Source organism: Streptococcus equinus (assembly GCF_900101445.1).
Classification (GTDB): Bacteria; Bacillota; Bacilli; order Lactobacillales; family Streptococcaceae; genus Streptococcus; species Streptococcus equinus_B.
Genome location: NZ_FNKE01000003.1, coordinates 1 through 20,083, shown reverse-complemented (window position 1 = coordinate 20,083; position 20,083 = coordinate 1). Strand labels below are relative to the sequence as shown.

Genomic DNA, 20,083 nt, shown 5'->3' with positions numbered 1-20,083 from the left:
TTTGGTGTAAAAAAAAAGCCAGCTGCTAGCTGACTTAAAAGATTTAGATGACGTGACGTTCAAATGGATCGTCTGAGATACCATCTTTAAGAATAAGTTTTGCCCATTCTTTTGCTGTAAATAGGCTGTGGTCTTTGTAGTTACCACAAGATTCGATAGTTGTACCAGGAACGTCATCCCATGATGTTACAGTAGCGATTTCTTCTAAACTTGATTTAATGACTTTGGCAATTTCAGTAGTGTTGTGTTTACCCCACATAATCAAATGGAAACCAGTACGGCAGCCAAATGGTGAACAGTCAATCATTCCGTCGATACGTTCACGGATAAGTTTAGCGAGCAAGTGTTCGATTGTGTGCAATCCAGCAGTTGGAATAGCATTTTCATTTGGTTGAACAAGACGAATATCAAAGTTTGTAATCACATCACCTTTAGGACCAACTTCCTCAGAAATAAGACGGACATAAGGTGCTTTAACAATTGTATGGTCAAGTTCGAAACTTTCTACAGTTACTTCTTTTTTAGACATAATAGACTCCTTTTTTATTCCTCTAATAATCATATCATAAATTTTAGTAAAACGCTTTACAATTTTAAATTGTGAAAAAACTCGATTTATGGTAAACTTGAAAGTAGCTTTCTATAGATGAAATCTAAAATTTTTATTGAGGTAAAAACATGGCAAATATTATTATCTTGGTTGTTTTTGCCCTCATTGGTTTGATAGTTGGTTATGCACTAATTTCCATCAGACTTAAGTCTGCGAAAGAAGCTGCAGAACTCACTCTTTTAAATGCAGAACAGGATGCTGTGAATCTACGTGGCAAGGCTGAATTAGAAGCTGAGCACATTAGAAAATCAGCTGAGCGAGAAACGAAAGCTCATCGCAAAGAATTACTGATCGAAGCAAAAGAAGAGGCTAGAAAATATCGAGAAGAGATTGAAAAAGAATTTAAATCTGAAAGACAAGAGTTAAAACAAATGGAGACTCGTTTGACAGAACGAGCGTCTTCTCTTGATCGCAAGGATGAAAATCTAACCAGCAAAGAAAAAGTGTTGGATAGTAAAGAACAAAGTCTAACCGATAAATCTAGACACATTAATGAGCGTGAAAAACAAATCGGAGAACTCGAAGAACAGAAAAAAGCGGAACTTGAACGTGTAGCTTTGATGACGATTGCAGAAGCGCGTGAAATTATTTTGACGGAAACTGAAACTAATTTGACGCATGAAATTGCCACTCGTATTAAAGATGCTGAACGTGAGGTTCGCGATAAGTCTAACAAGCTCGCCAAAAACATTCTCGCTCAAGCCATGCAACGAATGGCTGGTGAATACGTTACTGAACAAACCATTACAACTGTTCATCTTCCTGATGATAGTATGAAAGGTCGTATTATTGGTCGTGAAGGACGTAACATTCGTACTCTTGAAAGTTTGACAGGGATTGATGTCATCATTGATGATACTCCTGAAGTGGTTGTTCTTTCAGGTTTCGATCCAATCCGTCGCGAAATTGCTCGTATGACCTTGGAAGCTCTAATCCAAGATGGTCGTATTCACCCAGCACGCATTGAAGAATTGGTTGAAAAGAACCGTTTGGAAATGGATAACCGTATTCGTGAATATGGTGAAGCTGCTGCTTTTGAAATCGGTGCAGTAAACTTGCATCCTGATTTAATTAAAATTATGGGACGTTTGCAATTCAGAACGTCATATGGTCAAAATGTTCTTCGCCACTCAGTTGAAGTTGGTAAGATGGCTGGTATTCTTGCTAGTGAACTTGGCGAAAACGTTATGCTTGCTCGTCGTGCAGGATTCTTGCATGATATGGGGAAAGCCATTGACCGTGAAGTCGAAGGTAGCCACGTTGAGATTGGTGCAGAATTTGCTCGTAAGTACAAAGAAAACCCAATCGTGGTTAATGCAATTGCAAGTCACCACGGCGATGTAGAACCTGAAAGTGTCATTGCTGTTATCGTGGCAGCAGCTGATGCTCTTAGCTCAGCTCGTCCAGGTGCTCGTAATGAGTCTATGGAAAACTACATCAAACGTTTACGTGACTTGGAAGAAATTGCCAAGAGCTTTGATGGCGTTCAAAACAGCTATGCCTTGCAAGCTGGTCGTGAAATTCGCATCATGGTGCAACCAAATAAAATTTCCGATGATGAGGTAACAATCATCGCACACAAAGTTCGTGAAAAAATTGAAAATAACCTTGATTATCCTGGTAATATTAAAGTTACAGTTATTCGTGAACTACGTGCAGTCGATTACGCAAAATAATGAAATAGACAAGAAGAAGTACGTTTTAGACGTGCTTCTTTTTAATGTGAAGGACCTTGTAAATTTCCTTGAAATATAGCCTTATCTTTGATATACTAGACTGTAGTCTAATTGATAAAAAGCAAGTCTTAACTTGTAGTCTATAATAAGGAGAGTGGCATGACCGAACGTGGTTTGTTAATTGTTTTCTCAGGACCTTCTGGGGTTGGTAAGGGAACAGTTCGCCAAGAAATTTTTTCAACACCTGATCATAAATTTGAGTATTCTGTTTCTATGACAACGCGCCAAAAGCGTCCAGGAGAAGTTGATGGCGTTGATTATTTCTTCCGAACTCGTGAAGAATTTGAAGAGCTTATTAAAAATGGTCAAATGTTGGAATATGCTGAATATGTAGGCAACTACTACGGCACACCACTGACTTACGTTAATGAAACGCTCGATAAAGGAATCGATGTATTCCTTGAAATCGAAGTTCAAGGTGCTCTTCAAGTTAAGAAAAAAGTTCCAGATGGTGTCTTCATTTTCTTGACTCCACCAGATTTGGACGAATTAAAAGATCGTTTGGTTGGTCGTGGTACTGATAGTGAAGAAGTTATCCGTCAACGTATCGAACGTGCTAAAGAAGAGATTGCTTTGATGCGCGAATACGATTATGCTGTTGTTAATGATGAAGTGCCTTTGGCAGCTGAACGTGTTAAACGCATTATCGAAGCAGAACATTTCCGTGTTGATCGTGTTATTGGACGTTACAACGACATGATTAAAGACATTGACTAAAAGAGAGAAGAGAGAAAAAAGCTATGATGTTAAAACCTTCTATTGACACTTTGCTAGATAAAGTGCCATCAAAATACTCACTTTGCATTCTTCAAGCTAAACGCGCTCACGAACTTGAAGCTGGTGCAAAACCAACTCAAGAATTCAAATCAGTAAAAGCTACTTTGCAAGCTCTTGAAGAAATCGAATCTGGTAACGTTGTTATCCATCCAGATCCAGAAGCAAAACGTGCTGCTGTACATGCTCGTATCGAAGCAGAACGCTTGGCTAAAGAAGAAGAAGAACGTAAAATCAAAGAACAAATCGCTAAAGAAAAAGAAGAAGGAGAAAAAATCTAAGGTATTTTATCTTAGATTTTTCTTGTAATAAATCATTGTGATAAAGTAAACAAGTTTTTTAGGTTGCTTATCATGATGATTATTCTTTTTTTCCTTAGGATATTTTTTGAGTTTATTTAGAAAGGATAGTTATGACAAAAATTGCTCAGGTCATTGTTGATGTGCCATTAATGCAGACTGATAAGCCTTTCTCATATCTCGTGCCAGAAGACATGCAAAATCAAGTGATGTTAGGCTCACGGGTGCATGTCCCTTTTGGTCGTGGTAATCGTCTTTTGCAAGGCTTTGTTGTCGGATTTTCTGAGGGCATTGACGATAATATCAGTGATTTAAAGGCTATTCGCGAGGTTTTGGATTTTGAACCAGTTTTAAATGAAGAGCAGCTTGCTTTAGCAGACCAAATGCGTCATACTGTTTTTTCTTATAAGATTTCAATTTTGAAATCAATGATTCCTAATTTGCTCAATTCAACGTACGATAAGCGCTTGATGCCGACAGAAACGTTGTCTGATGAAGAGCGCTTGGCTTTATTTGGTGATAAAGATAACAGACTTCACTCAAGCTTATCTGAAGAAGAAGCCAAAAAAGTTGCCAGGTTGGTTCAAGCAGGAAAAATTTCAGTTGATTATCTTGCTAAAGATAAGAAAAATATCAAAACTGAGAAATTCTATCAAGTTAATTCGGACCAGTTAGCTCAAGCAGAGATTTCAGCAAGAGCTAAGAAGCGTTTGATGTTACGTGATTACTTACTTGAGCATCCTGATGAAGGAAAATTGGCAGACTTGTATCAGCTCTTTTCACGTGACGTTGTTAAATTCTTTGTGGAAAATCATCTGCTAACCATTTTAGAAAAAGAGAAGAAACGTTCGGATGCTTATTTTGACGTTGCAACGACGGATTTTCTTGAGTTAAATGAAGAACAAGTTGCTGTGGTTGAAAAGGTGACGAGTCAAATTGGCAAGGAGTCTAAACCTTTCTTGTTAGAAGGCGTGACTGGTTCAGGTAAGACCGAAGTGTATTTGCACATTATTGATAAGGTCTTGAAGCTTGGTAAAACAGCGATTGTTTTGGTGCCTGAGATTTCTTTGACGCCTCAGATGACAAACCGCTTTATTTCACGCTTTGGCAAGCAAGTGGCTATTATGCATTCGGCTTTGTCAGATGGTGAAAAATTTGATGAATGGCGAAAGATAAAATCGGGTCAAGCTCGCGTTGTCGTAGGTGCTAGATCTGCTATCTTTGTTCCAATGGAAAATATTGGCGCTATCATCATTGATGAAGAGCACGAGGCAACTTACAAGCAAGAATCGAACCCGCGTTACCATGCACGTGATGTGGCTTTACTTCGTGCAAAATACCATAAGGCTGTTTTGTTAATGGGATCTGCAACGCCAAGTATTGAGAGTCGTGCGCGTGCTAGCCGTAACGTCTATCAGTTCTTGCAGTTGACTCACCGTGCCAATCCTTTGGCTAAGATTCCAAAAGTTGATATTGTTGATTTTCGTGATTACGTTGGTCAGCAGGAAGTCAGCAATTACACGCCTTATCTGCTGGAAAAAATTGCAGACCGATTAGCCAAAAAAGAGCAAGTAGTGCTTATGCTAAATCGTCGTGGCTATTCAAGCTTTGTCATGTGTCGTGATTGTGGCTATGTGGATGAGTGTCCAAATTGTGATATTTCCTTGACGCTTCATATGGATACCAAGACTATGAATTGTCATTATTGTGGTTTTGAAAAAGCCATTCCGCATACTTGTCCAAATTGTCATAGTCGTAGCATCCGTTATTACGGGACTGGGACTCAAAAAGCTTACGATGAATTAGCAGAGGTTTTCCCGCAAGCTCGTATCTTGCGAATGGATGTCGATACCACACGACAAAAGGGGGCGCATCAGCGGATTCTGGATAAATTTGGTAATCATGAGGCTGATATTTTGTTAGGAACACAGATGATTGCTAAAGGACTTGATTTTCCGAATGTTACTTTGGTAGGTGTGTTAAATGCGGATACGTCACTAAATCTGCCTGATTTTAGATCGTCTGAGCGAACATTTCAATTGTTGACTCAGGTTGCAGGGCGTGCTGGACGTGCTGAAAAAGAAGGAGAGGTCTTGATTCAGACCTACAATCCACAGCACTACGCCATCAGGTTAGCCCAAAAGCAAGATTATGAAGCTTTTTACGCTTATGAGATGGGCATTCGTAAGCAATTATCTTACCCACCATATTATTTTACGGTTGGCTTAACCTTGTCACATAAGGATGAGCAGACCGTTGTGCGTAAGTCTTTTGAATTGCTTCAAATTTTGCGTCAGCATTTATCTGACAAAATTAAAATTCTCGGTCCAACGCCTAAGCCAATTGCCAGAACGCACAATCTTTATCACTATCAAATCATTGTCAAATATCGCTTTGAGGACCACTTAGAAAGTGTTTTGAATCAGATTTTAGACATGACTCAATTACCTGAAAATAAGGACTTGCGACTGGTAATAGACCATGAGCCACAAAATTTTATGTAGGCTCTCACTATGCTATAATAAAGAAAAAATTTAAGTAATAAAATCCTTTGAGAGGAAGAAAAATGACAAAATTAATTTTTATGGGAACACCTGATTTTGCAGCGACTGTTCTAGAAGGTTTACTAGATGATGCTAACTACGATGTTTTAGCGGTTGTGACACAACCAGACCGCGCGGTTGGTCGTAAAAAAGAAATCAAAATGACACCTGTTAAAGAAGTTGCTTTGGCACACAATTTACCAGTTTATCAGCCTGAAAAAATGTCTGGTTCAGATGAAATGGCTGAGCTTATGACTTTAGGGGCAGATGGTATTGTAACAGCTGCTTTTGGTCAATTCTTGCCAACAAAATTGCTTGATTCTGTTGACTTCGCAGTTAATGTGCATGCCTCACTTCTTCCTAAATACCGTGGCGGCGCACCAATTCACTACGCTATCATCAACGGTGACAAAGAAGCAGGTGTGACAATCATGGAAATGGTTAAGAAAATGGATGCTGGTGACATGATTGCTAAAGCATCAACACCAATTACTGACGAAGATAACGTTGGGACAATGTTTGAAAAACTAGCCGTTATTGGACGTGATTTACTTTTGAAAACATTGCCAGATTACATTGCTGGAAATATCAAACCAGAACCACAAGATGAAAGCAAAGCAACTTTCTCACCAAATATCACACCAGAAGAAGAACGCATTGACTGGAATAAATCAGCGCGTGAGGTCTTTAACCATATCCGTGGTTTGTATCCATGGCCTGTTGCCCACACCCTTCTTGATGGCAAACGTTTCAAAATCTATGAAGCAAGCTTGGCAGAAGGTCAAGGACAACCAGGTCAAATCATTGAAAAAGGTAAGAAAACATTGGTTGTGGCAACTGGAGACGGTGCAATTTCTCTTAAAACAGTTCAACCAGCAGGGAAACCACGCATGAGCGTTGTGGATTTCTTAAATGGTGTTGGACGTAAACTTGAAGTAGGTGACCTTATTGGCGAATGATTGGAAGAAACAAGCGCGTGGCTTAGCGCTAGTCGTTCTTGAAAATGTCTTTGAAGAAGGAGCATATTCAAATATTGCTCTCAATCAGGAACTAAAACAGACTCACTTGTCACAAAAAGATAAGTCTTTGGTGACAGAAATCGTTTATGGTACAGTAGCACGAAAGATTACCCTAGAATGGTACTTAGCTCACTATATTGAAGATCGTGACAAATTGGACTCTTGGGTTTATTATCTCTTGATGTTGAGCCTTTATCAATTATTGTATCTTGATAAAATGCCAGCTCACGCTGTGGTAAATGACGCGGTTAATATTGCCAAAAATCGTGGCAATAAAAAAGGTGCTGAAAAATTTGTCAATGCGATTTTGCGACGTTTGACCAAAGATGACCTCCCAAATCCTGAAAGCATTAAACGTAAAAACAAACGTTACTCAGTTCTTTATTCTTTACCAGTCTGGTTGGTTAAAAAGTTAATTGACCAATTCGGTGAGGACCGTGCCAAAGCTATTATGCAAAGTCTGTTTATCCGAAATAAAGCAAGTATTCGAGTGACAAATCCTGAAAAATTGGCTGAGATTAAAGCTACAACAGGCGCAGAACAATCTACTTTATCTCCAGTTGGTTTGGTTAAAACATCAGGTCACTTTGCTGGAACAGACTATTTTGCCCAAGGTGACATCACGATTCAAGATGAATCTAGTCAATTGGTGGCCCCAACGCTTAATATTCATGGCGATGAAAATATCTTAGATGCTTGCGCAGCTCCAGGTGGAAAGACCACTCATATGGCTTCTTATCTGACAAGCGGGCATATCACAGCATTAGATTTATACGACCACAAGCTTGATTTGGTAATGGATAATGCCAAACGCCTACATGTGGCTGATAAAATCTCTACACAAAAAATGGATGCCACAACAGTTCACGAACATTTTGCACCAGATACTTTTGATAAAATATTAGTTGATGCACCATGTTCAGGAATTGGTCTTATCCGTCGTAAACCTGACATTAAGTACAATAAAGAAAATCAAGATTTCACGGCTTTACAGGAAATTCAATTGCAAATTCTTGATAGCGTTTGTCAAACATTGCGTAAAGGTGGTATAATAACTTATAGTACTTGTACGATTTTTGATGAGGAAAACTTCCAAGTCATTAACAAATTTTTAGAAACTCATCCAAATTTTGAACAGGTAAAACTGAGTCATACGCAAGAAGATATTGTAAGAGATGGTTGTATTGCGATTACCCCTGAACAATATCAGACAGACGGGTTCTTTATTGGACAAGTTAAACGTATCTTGTAATCTCAAGGAGGAAACTGACACAGTCAGAAGGAAAACTATGAAAATTTCACTTGTAACTGATATCGGACAAAGACGTTCAAATAATCAGGATTTTATTAATAAATTTGATAACGAAAAAGGTATCACTTTAGTCATCCTAGCAGATGGTATGGGAGGTCATCGTGCTGGTAATATTGCTAGTGAAATGACCGTTACTGACCTTGGACGTGAATGGATTAGTACCGAATTTACAGAATTAAGCCAAATTCGTGATTGGCTGATTGCTGCGCTTGAAGCAGAAAATCAAAGAATTTATGAACTGGGTCAAACCGATGAGTATAAAGGTATGGGAACAACCGTTGAAGCTTTAGCGATTGTTGATAACAATGTTATCTTTGCTCACGTTGGTGATTCACGCATTGGCTTGCTTCATAATGGTGAATACGAATTGTTAACAAGCGATCACTCTCTTGTTAATGAATTGGTGAAAGCTGGTCAATTGACAGAAGAAGAAGCTGCTAATCACCCACAAAAAAATATTATCACGCAATCTATTGGACAAGCTAATCCAGTTGAACCTGATTTAGGGGTTCAAGTTCTTGAAGAAGACGATTATCTTATCATTAACAGTGATGGTTTAACAAACATGATTACCAATGACGAAATTGTTAGCATTTTGAGTCAAGATAAAAATCTTGACGATAAAAATAATGAGCTAGTAACTCTTGCTAACGAACGTGGAGGTCTTGATAATATCACCATTGCTCTTATCCACGCCGAAAGTGAGGAAGCTTAATGATTCAGATTGGCAAATTATTTGCTGGTCGTTATCGGATCCTCAAATCTATCGGACGAGGTGGAATGGCAGATGTTTATCTTGCCAAAGATCTAATTCTTGATAATGAAGAAGTGGCTATCAAAGTCCTTCGAACTAATTATCAAACAGATCAAATTGCCGTTGCTCGTTTCCAACGTGAAGCGCGTGCCATGGCAGAGCTAAACCATCCAAATATCGTTTCGATTCGTGATATTGGAGAAGAAGACGGACAGCAATTCTTAGTGATGGAATATGTTGATGGCTCGGACTTGAAAAAATATATTCAAGACCACGCCCCTCTTTCTAATAATGAAGTTGTTAGAATCATGGAAGAAGTCTTGTCTGCGATGACTTTGGCTCATCAACAAGGGATTGTTCACCGTGATTTAAAACCACAAAATATCTTGTTAACCAAAGACGGAACGGTTAAAGTTACCGACTTTGGTATCGCTGTAGCCTTTGCAGAAACAAGTTTAACACAGACAAACTCAATGCTTGGTAGTGTGCATTATCTATCACCTGAACAAGCGCGTGGTTCAAAAGCCACTGTTCAAAGTGATATTTACGCTATGGGGATTATGTTGTTTGAAATGTTGACAGGTCACATCCCATATGATGGTGATTCAGCTGTAACCATTGCTCTTCAACATTTCCAAAAACCACTTCCTTCAATCATTGATGAGAATAAAAACGTTCCTCAAGCCTTGGAAAATGTTGTCATTAAAGCTACTGCAAAACGCTTGAGTGACCGTTACGCATCAACTTTTGAGATGAGTCGTGATTTAATGACTGCTCTTTCATATAACCGCAGTCGTGAACGCAAACTTGTCTTTGAAGATACTGAAAATACCAAGACACTTCCAAAAGTAACAGCGTCAACACCTGTTCCATCAACAACAGAACAATTGTTGAAAAAACAACAAAAAGCAGCTAAAGTTAACCGAGAAGCTGCGGATAATAAAAATGCAAAAGCAAAAGCGAAGAAGAAAAAATCACACCGTATGTTCGGTACATTAGTGAAAATCTTCTTTGCTGTCGTAGTTGTTGCGATTGCTATCTTTACTTACTTGACATTGAGCACACCAGCTTCTGTTAATGTTCCAGATGTAGCAGGAACAAGCTTATCAGATGCTAAGAAAAGTTTAACTTCAGCTGGACTTAAAGTTGGTGATATTCACAAAGTTGCTAGTGATACTGTGACAAAGGGTCATGTTATTAAGACAGACCCAACAGCAGGTTCATCTAAGAAAGAAGGAGCCAAAGTTGACATTTATGTGTCAAAAGGAACTTCAGGATTTAAGATGAAAGATTATACTGGTAAGAATTATCAAGAAGTTATCAAAGAACTCGAAGATAAACACGGTATTTCAAGTAAGATGATTGATGTTGAATGGGAAACTGGTACAAGTTATGACGGTGGAACCATTATCAGTCAAACACCTGAAAAAGGTACGAAAGTTGGTAGTCAAGATAAGATTACTTTCAAAGTCGCAGCAATTGTTATGCCAAATCTTATTGGTTATACTTATCAAGATGCTATCGTTGAATTATCAGCTCTTGGATTATCAAGCTCACACATTACGGTATTCCAAGCAGATGCTAATTCATCAACTGGATACTCTCAAGTCAAAACACCATCTACTTCTGCAGTTGTTGTGGCACAAGATCCTTACTTTGGCGCAGCTATTGAAGGAAATGTGAAACTTTACTTCTCAGCTGGAAGTGAATCTCAGTCTTCAGAAGTCGCACCATCTCAATCTGTTCCTGAGTCATCTGAGACAAGTGAAACTAGTGAGTCAAGTTCTTCAAGTAGTAGCAGTAGCAGCACTGAAGAAAGTTCACAAACTGACTCATCATCAGTTGAACAATAAGATATTATAAGAACACCTAAATAGGTGTTCTTTTTTAGGAAAAACTGAGCAATTTCCGCTTCTTTTTGGTAAAATACAGAAAAAGAAAGGGTATGATATGAGGAAAGTTCAATTTTTTGTCATTGTCGAAACTATTTTATTAGTCATGGGCTTAATGACAATTATGGCCAACAATTTATCGAGTTTTATCTTAATTTTAGTTTTAATTCTTTTGGCATTACGTTTTTATAATCAAGACAAGCGCAATAATTTATTGTTAACAGTAGGATTGGTTCTTTTATTTTTGATTTTGATGCTTAATCCATACATTATCATGGCGGTTGTGCTTGGGGTTGTTTATGTGGTCATTAATCACTTTTCGCAAGTTAAGAAGAAAAATCGCTTTGCTTTGGTTCGTTTTCGTGAGGAAGACTTGAAAGCAAAACCAATTCGTAATCAATGGATTGGGGCGGATATGCATGACAGTGATTTTTATGCTTTTGATGACATCAACATGGTTCGTTTAACTGGAAGTGATACTATTGATTTAAGCAGTGTCATCGTAACAGGTAAGGATAATGTTGTGATTATCCGCAAAGTTTTTGGTCCAACAAAGATTTTAGTTCCTATTGATGTTGCGGTTAAATTGGATGTTAGTGCGATTTATGGCAGTGTTCGTTATTTTGATTTTGAAGAATATGACCTGCGAAATGAATCTTTAAAATTATGGCATCCTAAAGATGAAGAATGTTTGAAAGCTGTTAAGGTGATTGTTAATGTTTTAGCAGGAGATGTTGAGGTGGTGCGTAAATGAAAAAACATCATTTTTTACTTTTGATTCTTTATGCAAGTATCATCATCATTTCTATCGTTGTCGTTGTTCTAGACAGTTTGGAGTTACATCTGAAAAGTCTGATTACAGATTTTTGGATGGGAGAACGTTTCATCTTTTCAATTGTTTTCTTGATTTTAGCTGTTACCATTTTATTGCTCCTACTTTGGGTAATTTTAGATGATAATAGCAAACGAAGCATTAACCAAAATCTCCGTCGTATTTTGAATAATCAAGAGGTTTGCTTGGATGAAGATACAGAGATTAATGCCAATTTGTCACGCTTGTCTAAAAAAATGACACATTTGACAAATAGTCTTCAAAATACTGAAAATAGTCGCATTCAAAATGGACAAGAAATCGTAGAGCAAGAGCGTAAACGAATTGCCCGTGATCTTCATGACACGGTTAGTCAAGAGCTTTTTGCATCCTCTATGATTCTTTCAGGAGTGTCAGCTAATCTTGATCAAATCGAAAGAGATCAACTGGAATTCCAGTTAACTGCTGTTGAAAGCATGTTGCAAAATGCACAAAAAGATTTGCGTATTTTATTGCTACACTTGAGACCGACAGAATTAGAAAATAAAACCCTTTCTGAAGGCTTTGATATCCTCTTGAAAGAATTAACAGATAAGAGTAGTATAGAAGTTGTTTATAAGAAAAATATTGGAAAATTGCCTAAAAAAATTGAGGACAATGTTTTCCGAATTGCTCAGGAGTTTATCAGCAATACGCTTAAACATGCCAAGGCAACGCGCTTAGAAGTTTATCTCAATCAAACAGAGACAGAATTACAACTTAAAATGGTTGATAATGGAGTCGGTTTTGATATGGATGAACGTCATGATTTAAGTTATGGTTTGAATAATATTGAAGAACGTGTTGATGACATGGCAGGAACAATGACATTATTGAGCCAGAAAGGAAAAGGAGTATCTATGGATATTCGCTTGCCTTTGGTTAAGGGAGAAAACAAGGAGAAAGAAGATGACCCAGAAAATTAGAGTTATCCTAGTTGATGACCATGAAATGGTACGTCTTGGTTTGAAAAGTTTTTTTAACTTGCAACCTGACGTTGAAGTTGTTGGCGAAGCAGGCAATGGCATTGAAGGGATTAAGCTTGCTTTAGACTTGAAACCAGATGTGGTTGTGATGGATTTGGTGATGCCAGAAATGAGTGGTGTCGAAGCAACCCTAAAACTTCTAGAAGAGTGGAAAGAAGCTAAGATTCTTGTCTTGACATCATACCTTGATAATGAAAAAATCTATCCTGTTATTGAAGCAGGTGCTAAAGGTTATATGTTAAAAACATCTAGTGCCGCTGAAATTCTTAATGCTATCCAAAAAGTGGCGCGTGGTGAATTAGCAATCGAGACAGAGGTTGATAAGAAAATCAAAGCCCACGATCAGAAACCAGAATTGCATGAAGATTTGACAGCGCGTGAACGAGATATTTTACGACTTCTTGCAAAAGGTTATGACAATCAGACCATTGCTGATGAATTGTTTATCTCACTAAAAACGGTTAAAACCCACGTGTCAAACATCTTAGCTAAGCTAGAAGTAGATGACCGTACACAAGCAGTTGTCTATGCCTTTAAGCATCATTTAGTACCGCAAGATGAGGATTAATGTTATAATAAAAACATAGCTTTTCTTTGATTTCAAAGTTAGAAAGGAAAATGGGACAAAAGTCTAAGGACTTTTATGGAAAATGAGATTTTAGTGACCATTTCCTTTCCCATAATGATACAGATGGATGTAAAAACAAAATACAAGGCTAAGAAGACAAAAATTGTTTTCTTTGATATTGATGATACCTTGCGTGTTAAAGTAACAGGTTATATGCCTGAGTCAATCAAATATGTTTTCAAAAGTTTGAAAGAAAAAGGTATTATGACAGGGATTGCGACAGGACGTGCACTTTATGGTGTTGTTCCTGAAATTCGCGATTTAAATCCTGATTATTTTGTCACAATCAATGGAACTTATGTTGTTGACAAGAAAGAAGCAGAGATTGTTAGCGACCCACTTCCACGTGATTTAGTTGAAAAGTATGTCAATTGGGCTAAGGCAGAGGGCATTGAATATGGTTTTACTGGTAAGGATAAACCAGTCGTGTCAAAACGCTGTGACTTGATTGATGATGCTATGAAACCTATTTATGGTATTTGTGATGTTGAGCCAGATTTTTATTTAACAAATGACGTTTATCAAATGTGGACATTTGCTGAAAATAATGCTGACTTGCAATTGCCAGAAGACTTAGCTAGTGAGATTCGTTTGGTACCTTGGCACGAACACTCATCTGATGTTGTTAAGGTTGGCGTTTCTAAAGCTTCAGGAGTTGCCCATGTTTTAGAAAGTCAAAACTTAAAACCAATCAATGCCATGATGTTTGGAGATGGCCCAAATGATATGGAAATCTTTGATTATGTTGGCTTGAAAATTGCTATGGGCAATGCAGTGCCTGAACTCAAAGAAAAAGCAGATTTTGTAACAAAAACAGTAGAAGAAGATGGCATTTTATATGCCTTGGAGGAACTCGGTTTGGTAGAAAAACAATTAAATTTCCCACAAGTTGATTTATCAACAGTTGAAGGTCCAGTTGCGACAATTAAAACAAATCATGGTGACATGAAAATCAAACTTTTCCCTGATCATGCACCAAAAACAGTAGCAAACTTTGTTGCTTTGTCAAAAGATGGTTACTATGACGGTATCATTTTCCACCGTATTATTCCTGAATTCATGATTCAAGGTGGTGACCCAACTGGTACTGGTATGGGTGGACAATCTATCTATGGCGATAGCTTTGAAGATGAATTCTCAGAAGAACTTTACAATGTTCGTGGAGCTCTTTCAATGGCAAATGCTGGTCCAAATACAAACGGAAGCCAGTTCTTTATCGTTCAAAATAGCAAAATTCCATACGCTCAAAAAGAACTAGAACGTGGTGGCTGGCCAAAACCAATCGCAGAACTTTATGCTGCTAAAGGTGGAACACCTCACCTTGACCGTCGTCACACAGTCTTTGGACAAATCATGGACGAAGAATCATACAAAGTTCTTGATGAAATTGCAAACGTTGAAACTGGCGCACAAGACCGCCCAGTTGAAGATGTAGTTATTGAAACAATTGAGGTAGTAGATTAATGAGAATTGGCGACAAAATCACTGGAACAATAACAGGTATAAAACCTTATGGTGCCTTTGTCGCATTGGATAATGGGACTACAGGCCTTATTCATATCTCAGAAATTAAAACAGGCTATATTGAAAATATTTACCAACTGCTTAAAGTTGGTGAGAAAGTCTTGGTACAAGTGGTTGATTTTGATGAATTTACGCAAAAAGCTAGCCTTTCTTTGCGTACTCTTGAAGAGGAAAAACATCACCTTCACAGACGCCATCGGTTTTCAAATAGTCATTTAAATATTGGTTTTCAACCATTAGCAGACAATCTGCCAAAATGGACAAAAGAAAGCCTAGAATTACTAACAAAAGATTAATAAAAATGCTGAGCACTTCGTCTCAGCATTTTTTATATCATAATTATAAGAAAACAAGGTTAGAGCAGAACTCTAGCCTTGTTGAAGTTTCGATAATTTTTTAGTCACCAAAGTCGTAAAGAGAAGTTGAAAGGTAACGTTCGCCGTTGTCAGGAAGAAGGGCTAAGACTTTTTTACCTTTACCAAGTTCTTTGGCTTTTTCAATAGCTGCAAAGATGGCTGCGCCAGAAGAGATACCAGCAAGGAATCCTTCTTTTCCACCAAGGTTACGGCTTGTTACAATAGCATCGTCTGATGCGACGCGAATGACAGCGTCATAAGATTTAGTATCGAGGGTGTCTGGGATAAAGCCAGCTGAAATTCCTTGAATTTTGTGTGGACCAGGTTTTTCACCAGAAAGAACAGCAGATTCATCAGCTTCAACTGCATAGACTTTGATGTCTGGGTTTGCTTTTTTAAGAGCGTGAGAAACACCAGAAACAGTTCCTCCAGTACCAACACCAGCTACGAAAGCATCAAGACCTTTTGGTCCGAAAGCTTCAATGATTTCAGCTCCTGTTGTTGCTTCATGAACAGCTGGGTTAGATGGATTAGCAAATTGAAGTGGTACCCAACCATTTTTCTCTGCAGCGACTTCTTTGGCTTTAGCGATAGCCCCTTTCATTCCTTCGCTTCCTGGTGTCAAAACAAGTTCAGCACCATAAGCTTGGATAATTTTACGACGTTCAAGGCTCATTGTTTCAGGCATTACAATAATGACTTTGTATCCTTTAGCTGCACCGACCCAAGCAAGACCAATACCAGTATTACCTGATGTAGGTTCAACAATTGTATCACCAGGTTTGATTGTACCAGCTTTTTCAGCGTCTTCAATCATACGAAGAGCAATGCGGTCTTTAACAGATGAGCCTGGGTTAAATGATTCAATTTTGACGTAAACATCAGCAGCATCTTCAGGAACAATGTTGTTAAGTTTGATAATAGGAGTGTTTCCAATTAATTCAGTAATTGAGTTATAAATTTTTGCCATAAATGATTCTCCTTGAATTAAAATTTATAGGTCAAGTATATGCTCAAATTGGCTGTTTGTAAAATATATAATTCTTATCATGGTGATAGGGAAATCTTATCACAAAGCAACTTCGACAATTTTTGAACCAGATTTTTCAAAAGAAACCTTACCTTGATAAAATTCAACAAGTCGGTCACTAACTTCTGTTACATTTTCTGGGTCAAGGTAGATGTGAGTAGTGACATTTTCTAGAAATTCTGTATCAAATTCTTGAAGATTTTCAGCCTGCAAGAAGTTGGAGAATGTTTGGTATTGTGGGTAAGAAAGGGTGAGTTTTAGCCCTTCTTGTTCCTTAACTTCTACGATACCAATCTCTTTAAGAGCATTAGCAACGCTGCCAGCGTAAGCACGAATTAGCCCGCCAGCACCAAGTTTAATACCACCAAAATAACGTGTAACAACGGCGACAACATTGGTTAAACCTTGTTTTTCCAAAACAGTTAGCATCGGTACACCAGCTGTTCCGCTAGGCTCACCGTCATCACTAGAACGCTTGATTTCGGCATTTTCTCCAATAATCATAGCTGAACAAGAATGAGTTGCTTTATAATGTTCTTTTTTGATTTGAGCAATGAATTCTCGTCCTTCTTCTTCAGTTTCAACGCGTTTTAATTGGCAAATAAAGCGAGATTTTTTTATTTCTTCCTCGCAAACGCCATCGTTTTTGATTGTTTTATAGTTCATACCCAAATTTTACAAGATTTTTTGGGATTTAGCAAAATTTTCGAATAAATAGGTATGACAGAGTTAAATGATTACTATGGAAGAATTTTTACGGAAAGTCAATTAACAGATGACTTGAAAAAAGAAGCAAAAGTCCTTCCTTCGGTTAAAAGAGAAAAAGGGCAAATGATTTGCAATCGCTGTGGAAGTGTTATGTCAGAAAATCATTCCTTACAAACAGGTCGAATTTATTGCAGAGAATGCTTAATTTTTGGCAGAAATACTAGTGACGCCAAGCTTTATTATTTTCCTCAGAAGCCTTTTTCAAAGACTCAGTCTTTAAAGTGGCAAGGAAAACTAACTCCTTATCAAGATGAAGTTTCCAAAGGCATGCTTGCAGGTATTTCTGAAAAACGCGATTTATTGATTCACGCCGTAACTGGTGCGGGCAAAACCGAAATGATTTATCAATCTTTAGCCAAAGTTATTGATAATGGTGGAAGTGTCTGCTTAGCGAGTCCACGGATTGATGTTTGTTTAGAACTTTATAAACGTTTATCACGGGATTTTTCTTGTCCGATTACGCTTTTACACGGTGATTCTGAGCCGTATAAACGTTCTCCACTGGTAATTGCAACGACCCATCAACTTTTAAAATTTTACCGAGCATTTGATTTATTAATCATCGATGAAGTTGATGCCTTTCCTTTTGTTGACAATAAAATGCTTTATCACGCTGTCAATCAATCGCTAAAAGATGATGGCGTTAAACTCTTTCTAACAGCGACTTCTACAGATGAATTAGATAAAAAAGTCAAAAAAGGAGAGTTGACAAAATTGCATTTAGCAAGACGTTTTCACGCCAATCCCCTGGTGGTTCCAAAAATGGTTTGGTTAAGTCGAGTGTTAATCGCAATGAAAAAGAAAAAAATTCCTCCTAAACTAATCTCTCTTTTAAAAAAGCAAAGGCAAAGCCAGTTTCCACTTCTCATATTTTTCCCAAATATTGAACAAGGTAGAGAATTTACAAGCATTTTACAGATGATTTTTCCTGATGAAAAGATAGGTTTTGTGTCAAGTAAAACCGAAAATCGGCTGGAATTAGTTGAGAAATTTAGACAAGGAAAATTAACCATACTAGTGACGACAACCATTCTAGAACGTGGGGTAACCTTTCCTTGTGTCGATGTTTTTGTCCTACTTGCGAATCACAAATTGTACAGCAAAAGTGCACTTGTTCAGATTTCTGGTCGAGTTGGTCGAGCAGCCGAGAGACCGACAGGAGAGCTATTGTTCTTGCATGATGGCGTAACAAAAGCTATGAAAAAAGCCATTTCTGAAATAAAAGAATTGAATCATAAAGGAGGATTTTAATGAAATGTTTGCTTTGCGAACAAGAATTTTCTGAGAAGGAAACTTTTCTAGGAATTATTACAATGCGCAAAAATCGCTATTTGATTTGCAAAGAGTGTCAGGAAAACTTTGAAAAAATTGGTGATGACCACTGTCCAACGTGCTACCGAAAAGGTAGTAAAGAGCAGTGTGATGATTGTAAGAAGTGGGCAAAAGAAAATCATAAAGTTTCGAACCGAGCACTGTATACCTATAATGAAGCCATGAAAGAGTATTTTTCAAAATATAAATTTCAAGGAGATGCTATGCTAAGTCATGTTTTTGCAAAAGAACTTAAACAAGTCTTGAAGAACTACAAGGACTATACAATTATTCCTGTACCACTCAGCAAAGAACGAATGACAGAAAGACAATTCAATCAAGTTACAGCGATTCTAGATGCTGCTAAGGTTTCTTACTATGATATTTTAGAGAAGAAAGATATTAAAAAGCAATCTGAAAAAAGTAGAAAAGAAAGACTGACAAGTGACTGTCCTTTTAGGATTAAATCAGACAGCCAGATACCAGATAAAGTATTAATTCTTGATGATATTTACACAACGGGAGCAACTTTAAAAGGAATTTATCACTTATTTTATGAAAAAGGAGTAAAGATTGTAAAAAGTTTAACAATTGCACGGTAAATGCTTGCAAATTTTCATGAAAGCAGTATAATAAAAGAGTAAAGAAAGCGCTTTATAGCGAGAAAGAGGTGTTTTTATGATTAAATATAGTGTTCGTGGAGAAAACATCGAAGTAACAGATGCAATCCGTAACTATGTCGAATCTAAACTCGGAAAAATTGAAAAATACTTCAATGCTGAACAAGAATTAGATGCTCGTGTTAATCTAAAAGTTTACCGTGAAAAAACTGCGAAAGTTGAAGTAACAATTTTGGTTGATTCAATTACTCTTAGAGCTGAAGACGTTTCACAAGATATGTATGGATCAATCGATTTGGTAACTGACAAGATTGAACGTCAAATTCGTAAAAATAAGACTAAAATTGCTAAAAAACATCGTGAAAAAGTTCCAGCTAGCCAAATTTTCACAAGTGAGTTTGAAGCTGAACCTGTAGAAGAAGGACCAGCAGTAAACGTCGTTCGTACAAAACACGTTAGCTTGAAACCGATGGATCTTGACGAAGCGCTTCTTCAAATGGACCTTTTGGGACATGATTTCTTTATCTACACAGATGCTGAAGATGGTGTAACAAACATTCTTTATCGCCGTGAAGATGGTGAACTTGGTTTAATCGAAGCCAAATAACCCGTAGAAAAATCCGCTAAAAAAATTAGCGGATTTTTCAATTTAGCTATTGACATAGGAAACGATAGATGATAAATTAATATAGTTGCTGCTTGAGAGCGAGCCTTTCAAGAGACTTGAGTTAATAACAAAAAAACTTAAAAAAGTTATTGACAAAAGTAAATGGCAATGATAAACTAATATAGCTGTTGTTCGAGAGGGCAGCGGTAACAAATTTGAAAAGATCTTGAAAATTTCTTGAAAAAAGATGTTGACAAAGCGATTCAAATTTGATAGAATATAGAAGTTGTCTCGAGTGAGACAAAGACCTTTGAAAACTGAACAATACGAACCAAACGTGCGGGTTACGTAAGTAACCTGTCAAAAAACGATAAATCTGTCAGTGACAGAATGAGAACAAGATTAAATGAGAGTTTGATCCTGGCTCAGGACGAACGCTGGCGGCGTGCCTAATACATGCAAGT

At 37.5% G+C, this 20,083-nt stretch carries 19 protein-coding genes and 1 rRNA gene; 17 read left to right on the top strand and 3 right to left on the bottom strand.

The window, feature by feature from the left end; all coding sequences use genetic code 11:
* Window positions 1-43: 43 nt before the first annotated feature.
* Window positions 44-529, bottom strand: a complete 486-nt coding sequence (locus BLR83_RS08705) for an S-ribosylhomocysteine lyase (protein ID WP_039695895.1) — start codon at window positions 527-529, stop codon at window positions 44-46.
* A 149-nt stretch (window positions 530-678) separates the two neighbouring features.
* Between BLR83_RS08705 and BLR83_RS08700 the strand changes: the two genes are divergently transcribed.
* The 13 genes from BLR83_RS08700 to BLR83_RS08640 all read left to right on the top strand — a co-directional run bounded on the left by BLR83_RS08700 (window position 679) and on the right by BLR83_RS08640 (window position 15,223).
* Window positions 679-2,286 (top strand): ribonuclease Y, encoded by a 1,608-nt coding sequence (locus BLR83_RS08700; RefSeq protein WP_039695894.1) that lies wholly within the window; start codon window positions 679-681, stop codon window positions 2,284-2,286.
* A gap of 159 nt (window positions 2,287-2,445) precedes the next feature.
* On the top strand, window positions 2,446-3,063 hold the full coding sequence (gene gmk, locus BLR83_RS08695; RefSeq protein ID WP_003063524.1) for a guanylate kinase: 618 nt from the start codon (window positions 2,446-2,448) through the stop codon (window positions 3,061-3,063).
* A 23-nt stretch (window positions 3,064-3,086) separates the two neighbouring features.
* Complete coding sequence (gene rpoZ / locus BLR83_RS08690) at window positions 3,087-3,401, top strand: DNA-directed RNA polymerase subunit omega (protein ID WP_014334364.1); 315 nt, start codon at window positions 3,087-3,089, stop codon at window positions 3,399-3,401.
* Window positions 3,402-3,532: 131 nt separating this feature from the next.
* Window positions 3,533-5,923, top strand: coding sequence for a primosomal protein N' (locus BLR83_RS08685; RefSeq protein ID WP_074561289.1), 2,391 nt, complete (start codon window positions 3,533-3,535; stop codon window positions 5,921-5,923).
* A 62-nt stretch (window positions 5,924-5,985) separates the two neighbouring features.
* Window positions 5,986-6,921 (top strand): methionyl-tRNA formyltransferase, encoded by a 936-nt coding sequence (gene fmt, locus BLR83_RS08680; RefSeq protein WP_074561288.1) that lies wholly within the window; start codon window positions 5,986-5,988, stop codon window positions 6,919-6,921.
* Window positions 6,911-8,233 carry a 16S rRNA (cytosine(967)-C(5))-methyltransferase RsmB gene (gene rsmB, locus BLR83_RS08675; protein ID WP_074561287.1) on the top strand — a complete coding sequence of 441 codons (1,323 nt, stop codon included), beginning with the start codon at window positions 6,911-6,913 and terminating at the stop codon, window positions 8,231-8,233. The genes fmt and rsmB overlap by 11 nt, the downstream gene beginning before the upstream one ends.
* Window positions 8,234-8,270: 37 nt before the next feature.
* On the top strand, window positions 8,271-9,008 hold the full coding sequence (locus BLR83_RS08670; RefSeq protein ID WP_074561286.1) for a Stp1/IreP family PP2C-type Ser/Thr phosphatase: 738 nt from the start codon (window positions 8,271-8,273) through the stop codon (window positions 9,006-9,008).
* The gene (pknB, locus tag BLR83_RS08665; RefSeq protein ID WP_074561285.1) at window positions 9,008-10,900 is read left to right on the top strand and encodes a Stk1 family PASTA domain-containing Ser/Thr kinase; all 1,893 of its coding nucleotides are present in this window, start codon (window positions 9,008-9,010) and stop codon (window positions 10,898-10,900) included. The genes BLR83_RS08670 and pknB overlap by 1 nt, the downstream gene beginning before the upstream one ends.
* Window positions 10,901-10,997: 97 nt before the next feature.
* Window positions 10,998-11,693 carry a cell wall-active antibiotics response protein LiaF gene (gene liaF / locus BLR83_RS08660; RefSeq protein ID WP_039695888.1) on the top strand — a complete coding sequence of 232 codons (696 nt, stop codon included), beginning with the start codon at window positions 10,998-11,000 and terminating at the stop codon, window positions 11,691-11,693.
* A complete protein-coding gene (locus BLR83_RS08655; RefSeq protein WP_074561284.1) occupies window positions 11,690-12,715 on the top strand; it encodes an envelope stress sensor histidine kinase LiaS in 1,026 nt (341 codons plus the stop codon). The genes liaF and BLR83_RS08655 overlap by 4 nt, the downstream gene beginning before the upstream one ends.
* Window positions 12,699-13,343, top strand: coding sequence for a response regulator transcription factor (locus BLR83_RS08650; RefSeq protein ID WP_074561283.1), 645 nt, complete (start codon window positions 12,699-12,701; stop codon window positions 13,341-13,343). Before BLR83_RS08655 ends, BLR83_RS08650 begins: the two co-directional genes overlap by 17 nt.
* Window positions 13,344-13,466: 123 nt before the next feature.
* Window positions 13,467-14,867, top strand: a complete 1,401-nt coding sequence (locus tag BLR83_RS08645; RefSeq protein ID WP_081341014.1) for a bifunctional Cof-type HAD-IIB family hydrolase/peptidylprolyl isomerase — start codon at window positions 13,467-13,469, stop codon at window positions 14,865-14,867.
* Window positions 14,867-15,223, top strand: coding sequence for a S1 RNA-binding domain-containing protein (locus BLR83_RS08640; RefSeq protein ID WP_020916316.1), 357 nt, complete (start codon window positions 14,867-14,869; stop codon window positions 15,221-15,223). Before BLR83_RS08645 ends, BLR83_RS08640 begins: the two co-directional genes overlap by 1 nt.
* 100 nt (window positions 15,224-15,323) lie before the next feature.
* Here the strand turns inward: BLR83_RS08640 and cysK are convergent, their stop codons facing one another.
* A complete protein-coding gene (gene cysK, locus BLR83_RS08635; RefSeq protein WP_074561282.1) occupies window positions 15,324-16,253 on the bottom strand; it encodes a cysteine synthase A in 930 nt (309 codons plus the stop codon).
* Between the two features lie 99 nt (window positions 16,254-16,352).
* Complete coding sequence (locus BLR83_RS08630; RefSeq protein WP_074561281.1) at window positions 16,353-16,979, bottom strand: YigZ family protein; 627 nt, start codon at window positions 16,977-16,979, stop codon at window positions 16,353-16,355.
* A 54-nt stretch (window positions 16,980-17,033) separates the two neighbouring features.
* Here BLR83_RS08630 and BLR83_RS08625 point away from each other — a divergent pair, with 54 nt between their 5' ends.
* The 4 genes from BLR83_RS08625 to BLR83_RS08610 form a co-directional block, all read left to right on the top strand.
* Complete coding sequence (locus BLR83_RS08625) at window positions 17,034-18,332, top strand: ATP-dependent helicase ComFA (protein ID WP_074561280.1); 1,299 nt, start codon at window positions 17,034-17,036, stop codon at window positions 18,330-18,332.
* A complete protein-coding gene (locus tag BLR83_RS08620) occupies window positions 18,332-18,994 on the top strand; it encodes a ComF family protein (RefSeq protein WP_074561279.1) in 663 nt (220 codons plus the stop codon). The genes BLR83_RS08625 and BLR83_RS08620 overlap by 1 nt, the downstream gene beginning before the upstream one ends.
* A 76-nt stretch (window positions 18,995-19,070) precedes the next feature.
* Window positions 19,071-19,619 carry a ribosome hibernation-promoting factor, HPF/YfiA family gene (gene hpf / locus BLR83_RS08615; protein ID WP_039695883.1) on the top strand — a complete coding sequence of 183 codons (549 nt, stop codon included), beginning with the start codon at window positions 19,071-19,073 and terminating at the stop codon, window positions 19,617-19,619.
* Window positions 19,620-20,021: 402 nt separating this feature from the next.
* Window positions 20,022-20,083, top strand: a 16S ribosomal RNA gene (locus BLR83_RS08610); the annotation flags it as partial.